At 69.5% G+C, this 11,661-nt stretch carries 11 protein-coding genes and 1 pseudogene; 5 read left to right on the forward strand and 7 right to left on the reverse strand.

What is annotated here, in order from left to right; genetic code table 11:
* Nucleotides 1-313: 313 nt before the first annotated feature.
* Nucleotides 314-673: a hypothetical protein gene (locus KBX00_RS19135; protein WP_210828883.1), complete on the forward strand. Its 360-nt coding sequence runs from the start codon at nucleotides 314-316 to the stop codon at nucleotides 671-673.
* Between the two features lie 332 nt (nucleotides 674-1,005).
* On the opposite strand, the gene KBX00_RS19140 is transcribed toward KBX00_RS19135, so the two are convergent.
* The 4 genes from KBX00_RS19140 to KBX00_RS19155 all read right to left on the reverse strand — a co-directional run bounded on the left by KBX00_RS19140 (nucleotide 1,006) and on the right by KBX00_RS19155 (nucleotide 3,218).
* Nucleotides 1,006-1,479: a MarR family winged helix-turn-helix transcriptional regulator gene (locus KBX00_RS19140; RefSeq protein ID WP_210828884.1), complete on the reverse strand. Its 474-nt coding sequence runs from the start codon at nucleotides 1,477-1,479 to the stop codon at nucleotides 1,006-1,008.
* A gap of 37 nt (nucleotides 1,480-1,516) precedes the next feature.
* Nucleotides 1,517-1,912, reverse strand: a complete 396-nt coding sequence (locus KBX00_RS19145; protein ID WP_210828885.1) for a nuclear transport factor 2 family protein — start codon at nucleotides 1,910-1,912, stop codon at nucleotides 1,517-1,519.
* A gap of 2 nt (nucleotides 1,913-1,914) precedes the next feature.
* Entirely contained in the window at nucleotides 1,915-2,226 is a 312-nt protein-coding gene (locus KBX00_RS19150; RefSeq protein WP_210828886.1) for a hypothetical protein, read from the reverse strand.
* Between the two features lie 446 nt (nucleotides 2,227-2,672).
* The gene (locus KBX00_RS19155) at nucleotides 2,673-3,218 is read right to left on the reverse strand and encodes a hypothetical protein (protein WP_210828887.1); all 546 of its coding nucleotides are present in this window, start codon (nucleotides 3,216-3,218) and stop codon (nucleotides 2,673-2,675) included.
* Nucleotides 3,219-3,851: 633 nt separating this feature from the next.
* Here KBX00_RS19155 and KBX00_RS19160 point away from each other — a divergent pair.
* Nucleotides 3,852-4,712, forward strand: a pseudogene (locus KBX00_RS19160) (zinc-dependent alcohol dehydrogenase family protein); the annotation flags it as partial.
* On the opposite strand, the gene KBX00_RS29390 reads toward KBX00_RS19160, so the two are convergent.
* The 3 genes from KBX00_RS29390 to KBX00_RS19170 all read right to left on the reverse strand — a co-directional run bounded on the left by KBX00_RS29390 (nucleotide 4,708) and on the right by KBX00_RS19170 (nucleotide 7,011).
* Nucleotides 4,708-6,081, reverse strand: a complete 1,374-nt coding sequence (locus KBX00_RS29390; RefSeq protein ID WP_307868899.1) for an MFS transporter — start codon at nucleotides 6,079-6,081, stop codon at nucleotides 4,708-4,710. The pseudogene KBX00_RS19160 and the gene KBX00_RS29390 overlap by 5 nt on opposite strands.
* A 77-nt stretch (nucleotides 6,082-6,158) precedes the next feature.
* Complete coding sequence (locus tag KBX00_RS19165) at nucleotides 6,159-6,638, reverse strand: hypothetical protein (protein ID WP_210828889.1); 480 nt, start codon at nucleotides 6,636-6,638, stop codon at nucleotides 6,159-6,161.
* 49 nt (nucleotides 6,639-6,687) lie between these two features.
* A complete protein-coding gene (locus tag KBX00_RS19170; RefSeq protein ID WP_210828891.1) occupies nucleotides 6,688-7,011 on the reverse strand; it encodes a hypothetical protein in 324 nt (107 codons plus the stop codon).
* Nucleotides 7,012-7,339: 328 nt separating this feature from the next.
* On the opposite strand from KBX00_RS19170, the gene KBX00_RS19175 reads away from it, so the two are divergent.
* The 3 genes from KBX00_RS19175 to KBX00_RS19185 all read left to right on the forward strand — a co-directional run bounded on the left by KBX00_RS19175 (nucleotide 7,340) and on the right by KBX00_RS19185 (nucleotide 11,572).
* On the forward strand, nucleotides 7,340-9,787 hold the full coding sequence (locus tag KBX00_RS19175; RefSeq protein WP_210828893.1) for a M14 family metallopeptidase: 2,448 nt from the start codon (nucleotides 7,340-7,342) through the stop codon (nucleotides 9,785-9,787).
* Between the two features lie 105 nt (nucleotides 9,788-9,892).
* Nucleotides 9,893-10,561, forward strand: a complete 669-nt coding sequence (locus tag KBX00_RS19180; RefSeq protein WP_374225329.1) for a HEAT repeat domain-containing protein — start codon at nucleotides 9,893-9,895, stop codon at nucleotides 10,559-10,561.
* Nucleotides 10,562-10,567: 6 nt separating this feature from the next.
* Nucleotides 10,568-11,572, forward strand: a complete 1,005-nt coding sequence (locus tag KBX00_RS19185) for a MerR family transcriptional regulator (RefSeq protein ID WP_210828895.1) — start codon at nucleotides 10,568-10,570, stop codon at nucleotides 11,570-11,572.
* Nucleotides 11,573-11,661 lie beyond the last annotated feature (89 nt).

An 11,661-nucleotide genomic window follows, 5' to 3' on the forward strand; every position in this document is an offset into this window, starting at 1 on the left:
AGTCGCCTACACCGCACCGAGTGCTTCCGGTTCCGGTCGCGGAGGCGGACTGGGCACACGCACATCGGCAAGACCGCGCGTCGAGTGCCGTCCGGGGATCACGCAACGTGACGCACCATCGGCGGCATGAGCGGGTGGTGGGATCCTCCTCGGTTGCCGTACTCGTGGCGGCGGCCGGCAAGATGTTGTGGTGGACACGGCAGGACAGTTCGACGACACCTATGAGGCTGTTGGACCACGGGAGTACCTCGATCGGCTCCTGGCGGAGTACGGCCTCCGTGAAGATGAACTCGGGGATCGAGTCAGGGTCCACGTGCCTGCGCGGGGTACGTCCGGGCTGGTCTCGCCGCAGGAGTATCTGGTGCACGAGTCGGTGCTGCGCTCGCACGGCAATTTCCCCTGCGCCGGTGACGCGGAGGCCCTGACCTTCTGCGAAGAGATCGCTGACGCGATGGCCCGCCGCTACGACATCTCCCACAGCGAGGCGGTGGCACGCGTCAACCGCCAGTGGTCACACGCTGGTGTCGCGGGCCGCGTCCCACGTGTCTGGATCGTCGGCCTGGACATCGTCTACCACGAGGACGCGGACTACTGGGCCGCGTCCATCTACTACGGCCCCGACTCGCGCTGGTGGGACCCAGGCGCTGACCTTCAGCCTCTGCCACCACCCTGATCGCTACAGGCTTCTACGTGCCAGAGCGTGGCATCGACGGGTGGCAGCACCTGCTACTCGGCAACTACGACTCGCCGTTCGGTGGGCTGGGCAACTCCCTGCGGCAGATCCGTCCATTCGGCGTCCGACAGCGGCTCGGCCACCGCTTCGTCTTGGTCCTGAAGGACCTGACGGACTTGCACAAGTGCGAAGCCGAGCAGGTTGAGGCCCTGCCACCGATTCGGATCGGAGGCAGCAGGGTCGTCGCGAGTGCGGCCAGATGAGCACGCCGACGCTGGCCTTAGCGCGTCGTTCGGCGAGCTGCACTCATGACCAGCGCAGAGTGCGCATCGTCAAGTGCCTGACTGGTCGAGCACGTCGATGACGCGCATGCTGATCTTGCCGAGGGCAGCGGTATCTTCTGCGCCCAAGCTATCGAAGAGGACGTCTCGAATCTCTGCGCGTTGCGCGCGTAGTACGCGTACCACGAGCAGCCGACCTTGCGAGGTGAGGGTGGCCGCGTAGGCTCGCCGTCCCGTAGGTACCCGAGCGCGGGTGACCAGACCCTGGCGTTCCAGGACGTTGAGCGTGTGGCTGACGCGGCTGGGCGAGAAGCGCAGCATGCCGGCGAGCGCTTTCAGGCCCAGCGTCTGGTTCTCCGCGGCGCTGAGCAGGACCAGCAACTTGACGTGCCCGTGCGAGATGCTCCCGTCGCGCTGGGACTGTCGTTCCAGCGCGACCTCGAGAAGGTGGGCAGCCAACACGAAGGCGTGCCATACCTCGGCCCGGTCGAGGCCGTCGTCCCGTCCCACCGTCACGGTGCCCATCTTTGCGTCGACGTACCGGCATGTCGACCTGCCGGGCCTACACCATGGGGTTGCCGTTGGCGGAGTCCTCGGCTGGGACGATGTCCTGGACGACGTCCCAGTGTTCCACGATGCGTCCGTCCTTCAAGCGGAAGATGTCGACGATGGCCACGGGGTTCGGGGCCCAGCCGTGGACGATGCTGTGGGTGAAGACGAGATCGCCCTGGGCGGCGATCCGTTGCGGTTCCCACGAGAAGCCCTCCAGCCCGGGGACGACGTTGCGCAAGGTGTCGAGCCCGTTGGGCATCTGGGGGCTGTGCTGGACATAAGGTTCGGCCCAGTATCGGTCGATCGCGCCGAGATCCTTCTCCGTGAACAACTCCCGCATCGCGGTGAGCACGATGTCGGTGTTCCGCTGTGCCTGATCGTCCTGGGCGGTGGGGTGCTGGCTCATGTTCAGGCCTCCTTGATCGTTCCGACGAAGTTGTAGAGCTTGCCGTCGACGGTCACGTTGGAATAGACCGTTCCGTTCTCGAAGTCCTCCAGGTGCGTCACGGTGGCCCCGCTCGCCTCGGTCCAGGAGTTCAGATAGACGCCTTCACGGATCTCCCGCAGGTCCAGCACCACCGTCTCCGCGTGGCCGTCCGGGGCGAGCCCCGCGCCCTGCACGACGACAAAGCTGCCCTGGGTCGGCGAATCGAAGGTGAACCGCACCTTCAGATCGCCCAGGTCGAAGCGGTAACTGCGACCCGTCAACTTCTCGGTCATCACACGTCCTTCCTGCTCACACGGTATGACTGCGTACTGACTTGAACTCTCAACTCAAGGTCGCACTTCCGCAAGGTTGTGCGAGAAGGGTCACTCCACGACGCCCGAGCGGCTCGTGCTCGGCCGGACCCGGCGACCGCCAGCCGGGGACAGCTCAGGCAAGCCACCGCGTTTGTCGTGGGTGCGCATGACGCGGGCGCAGGCGACTGCGGCGCCGGTCTGACCACCGCCGAACATGGCACTTCGCACTCGGCGAGCACCGCGACCGGATATCAAGGTTGTCGATGGTTGCGATCGGTGCGGGTCTCGGTCGAGGGAGCCTTCGACCTTGTCGACGAGGTTGAAGATGTCACGTACGGCGTTCACACGGTGATCGCGAACGACCCGACGCCACCCTCGAACCTCGATGTGCAGCACCCCTCAAGCAGGTCGAAGCCGGGCCGGTGCTATGTAGGCGTGTCGTCTTGCCGGGCTGGCCCAAAGAGAGTCATGACGAGCGCCACGGTGCTGAAGAAGCCAGATCCCAAGGCCAGCAGAAGCGAGGGCACGAAGGCAGAGGGCGGTGGCACCCAGCCACCAAGCACCCAGGGCAGCGCGACAAGGACGACTACCGCTGCCGTGGAGGTGACTTCGTTGACAACGAACGCGGTCGAGATGGCTGAGCTGCCGCGAGCGAGTATTCGGTGGGTCGTGTCGGCAGTGGCGGCAACCAGCAGGACCGAGAGCGCGATGAAAGTAAGAGCACCCCATATCGGCTCCAGGCCGGCGAATGTGAGGGACACGATGAGCGGCACAGCCAAGACCAGGAAGACCCACCGCACCCCAGAGCGGAGGTAACGATCGGCCGCAGCTGCGCCCCGGCGGGTCTTGTGCAGGTCGGAGTCGAGGTAGAAAAAGATTCCAATAAGGAATGTGCCGATGAGCGTACCGGCAACTTCTGCCATGGTCACAAAAAACTCGTCGCCGATTTCTCGCATCGCGACCGACTCCACTTCAGTATGGAAGATGTCCCGACAGCACTCTCGGTCACCATACGGCCGAATGAGACGTGTGAGAGCTCAGGACACAACGTTTCTGACAATGCCGACGGGCGCCGATGGTGGCGCTGCTGCCGGAGTGCGACGTGTTGGCAGGGATGGACCCGCCGCGATCTGGAAGCCGCCCTGGTGGTGTGACAACCCCCGGTGCGGGCTCGGTCCGGCGGCCACCAGAAGCGCATCGACGCTCGACAGACCGACCTGGCTGGGTGGAGGTCGACCGCCAGCGGTGAGCCGCTCGGCACTTGTGTTCGGAACGCGAGCGGATGTCCAGGGCGGCGATGGACTTGTCCCGCGCGTGATCGCAGGCAAACGCACCCGAGAGATGGTCTATCTGGTGGTGTCTTTGCCCACCGCCCACGCCCAATCTGCTAACCTGCCGGAATGGGCCCGCTTGAATGGCGCATCGCGAACACCGGCTGTATTGGATCCGCGAGGTGGCCTTCCACGAAGGTGTCCGCCTAGCCCCGATATCGGCATCGTCGACACTGAGAGTGTGTGGATCGTGCGCCCGGCACGGAGAAAAAGCTCGTACCGGCGCGTCGCGCCCCCAGAACCACGACGAGGAACATCGATATGACTGATGCGATGAAAGCCGTTGTGCTCGCCCGTTTCGGAGGGGCCGATGCTTTCGAACTCCGCGATGTCTCCGTACCGCGAGTCGAATCCCGCCAGGTACGGGTGCGCGTCCATGCGACGGCCGTCAACCCGCTCGACTTTCAGATCCGTCGCGGAGACTACGCGGATTATGTGCCGCTCCCGGCGATCATCGGGCATGACATCTCCGGTGTGGTCGAGGAAGTCGGATCCCACGTGACCGAGTTCCGGGTCGGCGATGCGGTGTACTACACGCCCCGAATTTTCGGCGGCCCCGGCTCCTACGCCGAGCAGCACGTCGCCGACGTCGACCTCGTCGGTCGGAAGCCGGAAAACCTCACGCACCTGGAGGCGGCGAGCCTGACCCTCGTCGGCGGAACGGTATGGGAGGCCCTGGTGACGCGAACTCAACTCATCGTGGGGGAGACGATCCTCATTCATGCAGGCGCGGGCGGTGTCGGCACGATCGCGATCCAGGTCGCGAAGGCGATGGGCGCACGAGTGATCACCACCGCGAAAGCCGCTGACCATGAGTTCGTGCGCTCTCTCGGAGCGGATGCGGCGATCGACTTCACCTCGACGGACTACGTCGAAGCCGTGGCCGAGATGACGCGAGGCAAGGGGGTCGATGTCGTCTTCGACACGATCGGTGGTGAGACGCTCACCAGAAGCCCGTTGACGCTTGCCGACTTCGGACGCCTCGTCACCATCGTCGACATCGCGCACCCGCAGAATCTCATCGAGGCGTGGGGCAGGAACGCCACCTATCACTTCGTCTTCACGCGACAGAACCGAGAGAAGCTGGAGGCGCTCACCACACTGGTGGAGCGCGGTCTCGTGAAGCCGATCATTGGCGCGACGCTTCCGCTCGCTCGCATGAGCGAGGCTCATGAGCTCCTGGAAAACAGGAAGTTGTATGCACTCCGCGGCAAGGTCGCGATCGATGTGGCGGGTGAGACTGTTGCGCTTCCCCCTCGCATCTCGTAGCGGAATGCGCCAGGCACTCGGGCGATGATCCGGCGGTCAGCTCCGACCGGACGTCAGCCGGCGCGGGGGAGGGGGACGACGGTGTCCGGTCGGGCCGGTCTCGCCGGGTCAACGCGCAGGCGGTGAGGCAGAGGGCGGCGGCGAGGACCAGTGGTGGCCGGGCGCCGAGCAGTACGGCAATGGCGCCGAGCGGTGTCGTCGCCGCGATCGGCCCGAACATGACCGTGTTGGCGGTGGCGGCGACCCGGCCGAGCAGCGCGTCGGGGCTGTGTGTCTGGATGGCGGTGACGGCCGCGACGAGCGCCCACGGTAGGCCGAGGCCGGCCAGCACCGACGCGGTGACCACCCCCGGCCACCAGGGCAGGCACCGGACCAGGCAACTGACCGCGAAGAGTCCGGCCCCGGCGAGGGCCACCGCTGTCGGGGCGAATCGGGTGATCAGCCGTCCGACTGCCAGTCCACCGGCGATCGAGCCGGCGCCCTGGGCGCTGAGTAGGACTCCCAGGAACGTCGCCGGCAGGCCGAGCGTGTCGGTGACGACGGCGTAGCCGGCGGCGGTGGTGAAGCCGGACATGCCGATGGCGACCGCGGCCAGCACCACCGGCCGCCGGACGGACGCCGCGCCGAACAGGACGGTGAGCCCGGCGCGAACTCCTCGAACATGGGACGCCGCCGTGGCCGAGGTGTGGGTCAGGCGCAGCGCCGCATAGCCGGCTGCGGCGAGGGCCGGCAGCACGGCGGCGAGCAGGGCCACCAGGTGGCCGCCCTGCCAGGTGTACAGACCGGCGCCGGCCAGCGGGGCGACCAGCTTGACGCCTTCCTGGGCGCTGGAGCGCCACCCGTTGACCCGTCCGAGCTGGACCGGCGACAGGGCCGCCGGCAGCAGGGCGCTCTCGCCCGCGTCGATCAGGACGTACGCGATGCCGTAGACAGTGGCCACGCAGAACAGCAGCCACACCTGACCCGGGCCACGCACCGCCAGCAGGCCGGGCAGGGCGGCGGCGACGGCCAGGTTGGCCGCGATGACGACCGGGCGTCGGGGCAGCCGGTCGACGACAGCGCCGAGCCACGGGCCGGCGAGGGTGGGTGCGTAGCCGCAGAGGCCGACGAGCGCGGCCAGGCCGGGGGAGCCGGTGAGGTCGAGGATCCAGATGCCGGTGACCAGGGCCATCGCGCTGCCACCGAGGCCGGACAGCAGGGACACTGCCACGAACAGGATCGCGTTGCGTCGCACGAGCCCTCCGGAGTTGAGTCAGAGTGGCTCACAGCGTCATGCCTTGAGTCGAACCGAGGCAATGGTTCGGAACGATGTCAACGCCGCGTTGACAGTGTGTCGGCCAAGTCGCGGGCGACGGCGCGCACCGGGGCGGGCAGACCGGGGTCGGCGACCGGCAGATCGGCGCGGATCCGGGCAGCCAGGTCGTACAGGCCGCCCGGATCGGCCTCCAAGGCGAGCGCGGTGGTGCGGCGGGTCAGCGCGGCCCGCGGAAAGCGGGTGTCCCAGCGACGATCGTTGTCGATCCAGCGCCGCAGGTCGCTGAGGAGGCCGCGCAGCGCGGCTACCTCGGCCGGCCAGCGCCGGTCGGACGCCGCTCGGCGGGCGGTACGTGCCGCAGCCAGGCGCTGGCGGCGCTGCTCGGCGGCCTGCCGGCTGCCCAGGCCGAGGGCTTCGGCGACCTGGGTCCAGGTCGCACCGGCCTGCCGCGCCCGGTCGATGAGGTCGAGTTCGGTGTCATCGAGCCGCTCCCGAGTGGCCGGAATGCCGGCGAGTTGGTCGAGCGGCGCACGCACCCGTCAACACTACATTGACAGCCCTCGGTCGACCGTCCTGGTCGGTCGCTCAGGCGGCGGACTGGTGGTGGGAGTGATCCGTCGACCAGGTCGGTCGAGCGGCCGGGGCCGCCCAGGTGTCGTCGGGGGCGGAGGACGGAGCGGCAGGCTCGTCGGCCGCGCCGCCCTGGGCGAGGTTCAGTGCCCGCTGGGCCTGCTGCCACGGCTCGCACGGCCAGTTCTGGCCGGCGCACAGCAGGTGGGTGCAGCCACCGTCCTCGCCCGGCGCGTGCGCGTCGGCGACGTCCAGGGCGAGCCGCCACAGCAGCGGGTCGGTGACGTCGGCCGGACGGTCGGCGGTGTGGTGGTGCCGGTCGATGGCGTTCTCGGACACGCGTGATCCCCCTCGTTGTCGAGCCTCACGCTCTTGATCTCCAGTCTGCACGCAGGTCAAACACTCGTTCCGGGACGGTCGGGCGAGGTGGGCGCGGTCACCGGGGGCGGGGCCGCCGATCATTGACAGATCCCTATCTGCGGGCGAAGGATGTCGGCATCTCGATCACTCCTACGACCCGGATGCGCGACGCTGCGTAATCGGCGATGCGGGCAGCGTCGACCGCCGAGCGCCTCGCCGTTGCTGTCCCGCACCCTGGGCGGCTCGGCGGATCCGCGCTGAACCCGCTGCCTCCGCGCCGCGTGCCGAGAGAAGGGGCGACCGCCTCATGTCCAAGGTCCGAACGGGCTTGCGCTGGCGACCCCAGCTGCCCGCCGCCACCGCACTTGCCGCCCTCGCGGCCGTGCTGCTGCTGGTCGATCCCGCCGCGGCGATCGTGCCGCAGGCCGCCGCGCCGGTGACCGCGCCCGCCGACCTCGGCCGGCTGGCCGACGAGCGGGCCAGCGTGGTCGAGGTGATCCTGGCCGACAGCGCAGAGTTGGACGCCCTGGTGGCCACCGGCGTCGACCTCGACCACCACGTCACCCACACCGGCGACGGCATCGTCGTGCACGCCGTGGTGACCGGCAACGAGGTCGCGACGCTGACCCGGGCCGGCTTCACCTTCGGCAAGGTGCTGCACACCCCCGAGGACGCGGCGCAGCGGGTGGCCGAGCGGGAGGCGACCATCGCCGCCCACCTGGCCGAGAACCGGGAGTACGCGGCCGCCGCCGACTTCTCCGCCCGATCCACGGTCGCCGACGTCAGGATCATCCGAGCGGACTACTACACCTCCGGCGACACTCAGGTGCTCTCGGTCGAGGCGAAGTGGGCGCAGGGCCAGACCGACGCCAGCCCGTTGACCGTCGAGCGGGACAGCGGGCCGGGCACCGAGATCGGCTCCGGCGGCACCCAGACCGTCTCCCGGTTCGTCGATGCCGGTGTCTACCTCTACCACCGGGGCGCGGCGCAGGTGACCAGCCGTCCGGCGTACGTGCGGATCACCAGTCCGAGCGGTGACGTGGCGGTGGCCAAGGTCAACGAGTGGCTGCCGATCCCGCCGAAGGACCCCGAGGGGCCGGGCTACATGAAGGACTTCGTGGCCAGCTACCTGACCCCCACCGAGCTGTACGACCGGATCAAGGCCCTGGCCGCGCAGTACCCGAAGATCTCGGAGATCGTCGAGCTGCCGCACCGGACCAACGGCTACCGGCGCAAGGCGCAGGCGGTGCTGGGCACCGTCGACGCCAGCCGGGTCGCGGTCGACTCGCTGGCCTGGGGCCACCAGGGCGGCAACGACATCTCCGTCGAACTCGCCGCCCCCGGCGTCGCCGACGCACCCCTGACGGTCACCGTCAGCGGCACCGAGGTCCGCGTCGACCTCGCCACCGACGGCAGCGGCACCGTCATCAGCACCGCCGAGCAGGTCGTCGCCGCGCTCAACGCGCAGGCGGGGACGCTGGTGACCGCGTACACCTATCGGGGCAGCCCGGGCACCGGGGTGGTCGCGCCGGCCGCGCGGACCGCGCTCTCCGACGGCCTCGCCGCACCGGCGGCGGTCTCCCGCGACCCACACCCGGTGTACGCCATCCGGATCGGCAAGCACCGCGACGGTTCCCGGCTCGGAGTGCTCGCCTACGCCCAGGAACACGCCCGGGAGTGGGTGCCGCCGCTGGTCACGATCGAGACCGCCGAGCGGCTGCTCCGCAACTACGCCCACGATCGCAAGACCCGCGAGCTTGTCGACAACCTCGACATCTGGATCGCTCCGTCGATCAACCCGGACGGCGGGCACTACTCGTTCTACGACTTCAACTCCCAGCGCAAGAACATGACGAACCACTGCGCCCCGCAGGCGCCGGCGGACTTTCTCGGCCGTAACTCGTGGGGGGTGGACAACAACCGCAACTACACCGAGTACAGCCTGTTCGACGGGTACGCGGGCGCGTCGACCAGCTGCACCAGCGGCACGTACGCCGGGCCGGGCGAACTGTCGGAGCCGGAGAACCGCAACGTCGACTGGCTGGCCGCCCGGCCGAACATCAGGTTCTCGATGAACCTGCACTCGTCCGGCAACTACTTCATGTGGTCGCCCGGCTCGTACGCGGTCCCCGGCCGGATCTCCGCACCGCGGCCGACGCTGGCCGAGGAGTCGCTGTTCTGGGGCGCATCGTCGCGGATCCTGACCGCCATCAAGCGGCACCGCAACCTGGCGGTCACCCCGGCCCGGACCGGCCCGATCGCCGACGTGCTGTACTCGGCCGCCGGCAACTCCGGTGACATGCTCTGGTACAAGTACGGCATCTACGCCTGGAACTTCGAGGTCGGCACCTCGTTCCAGCCGGCCTGGCCGGAGGCGCACGCCGAGACGATGGAGTTCGCCAACGGCCTGACCGAGATGCTGCGGGTCGCCCGGGACTTCGACACGGACCGGAAGCGGCCGAGAAGCTCGCTGTCGGTGCGGGCGAGCGCCAACCCGGGCATGGTGGATGTCACCTTCTCCACGAGTGAACCGGCGGCGGTGTTCTACACCCTCGACCGGAGCCGACCCACCTACGACTCAGCGCTCTACGGCTCGGCCGGCATCCGGGAGGGCGGCGAGACGCTCACCATCCCCGTCGGTACGACCGTGCACTGGTTCTCGGTGGACGCGGCCGGCAACGTGGAGCGCAACTACAAGCCCGACGGTCGGGGCAACAACCACAACAAGCAGAAGGTCAAGGCACCGAAGCGCTGACCGGACGCCGCGGCGAGCCGTGGGTGCCCCCGGAGATCTGCCGGCACCCACGGCTTGACCTTGACAGAGTGACAAGGTCTTCACTGTGTCGAGGAGGTGATCCGGATGAAGACGTCACAGGAGGCCACCCACACGGCGCGGATGCTGCGTGGGCTGGTGCACGCCGACCCGTCGGTGCGGCTGCGGGCGGCGCTGGCGGCCGGCACGACACCCGACCCGCAGTTGATCGACAAGCTGGTGGAGCGCTGTGCGGTCGAGCCCGACTTCTCCGTACGCGAGATGCTCACCTGGGCCCTCATCCGGCACCCGGCCGCACTGACTGTCCCCGGGCTCGTCGCGGAGCTGCGCTCGGAAACCGCCCAGGCCCGCAGCCAGGCCCTGCACACCCTGTCCAAGATCGGGGACCGGCGGGCGTGGCCGGCGATCACCCGGGCGTTGCTCACCGACGCCGACGACGAGGTGGCCCGCAGCGCCTGGCGGGCGGCCGTCGTCCTGGTACCCGGCGGCGACGAGCCGGCGCTGGCCGACGTGCTGGCGACCCAGCTCGGGCGCGGCGGGCGGGAGACGCAGTTGAGCCTCAGCCGGGCGCTGATCGCGCTCGGTGAGGTGATCACGCCGATCCTGCGGGCCGCGGCCCGGGACGGCGACCCCGGCGTGCGGCGGCACGCGATCGCCACGGAACGCCTGCTCGACGACCCGGACGCCGGTTTCGAGTTCGCGATCGAGGAGGCGAAGCGCGTGGTGGCTCTCGGCGAGAACGACCGGCGGCGGTGACCGGCGGTGCTGATCGGTGAGGTGGCGCGGCGCTCCGGCGTCAGTGCCCGGATGCTCCGCCACTACGAGTCGCTCGGTCTGCTGGAGCCGACCGGGCGCAGCGGGGTCGGCTACCGCGAGTACTCAAGCGACGACATCCGGAGGATCTTCCACATCGAGAGCCTGCGGTCGCTGGGGCTGTCGCTGCGGGAGGTGAGGCGGGCGCTCGACGATCCCGCCTTCACCCCCGCGCGGCTCGTGGCGGACCTGATCCAGCAGACCCGGGAGCGGATCGCCACGCAGACGGAGCTGCTCACCCGGCTGCGTCGGATCGGGGCCGCGCAACCCGCCGACTGGGCGGACGTGCTCCAGGTCGTCGCCCTGCTCCAGGCTCTCGGCTCCGAGGACGCCGGGCACCGTCAGCGCGCCGCCCTGTCCTCGGCCGGTGACACGGCGATGCCGGCGGAGGCACTTGTCGAGGCGGTGCTGGGCGAAGCGGACCCGAACGTCGCCGGCGCGCTGCGCTGGGCGCTGGCGCAGTCGGCCGGCGATGCGGCGGCGCTGTTGGCGGTGGGCCTCGACGCACCCGACGCCGAGGTACGCAAACGCGCCGTCCAGTCCGTCGCCGAGATCCCCGACGGTGACGCGACCGTGCTGCTGCGGGACGCCCTCGCCCACCCCGACCCCGTCGTCCGCAGGTACGCGGCGCTCGCGCTCGGGGCACGTGGCGTGGCCGAGGCGATCCCGACCCTGATCGAGATGGTCGTCGAGGAGACGAACGAGGCCGACGCAGCCGACGCCCTGACCGCGCTGGCCGGTGCGCCCGCGCTGGCGGAGCAGATCGCCGGGCACCTGGTCGAGCGCCTCACCGCCGACGGCGTCGCCCCGCCCGCACGCAGCCGGTTGACCCAGGCCCTCGCCGACATCCCGGGGGGCACGGCCACCCGTGCCCTCACCGAGCTGACCGAGGACGCTGACCGCACCGTCGCGTTCACCGCCAGGTACGTCCTCACGCTGCGCGACGGGCGATAGCGGGGCATTGGCGGCGCCGGCAGGTCGTCACCCGGGCCACGCGCGCATGTCGACCGACCGCAGCGCGGGCGCGATCCGTCTGTGCGGTC

It is taken from the genome of Micromonospora sp. C95 (genome assembly GCF_018070465.1).
GTDB lineage: Bacteria > Actinomycetota > Actinomycetes > Mycobacteriales > Micromonosporaceae > Micromonospora.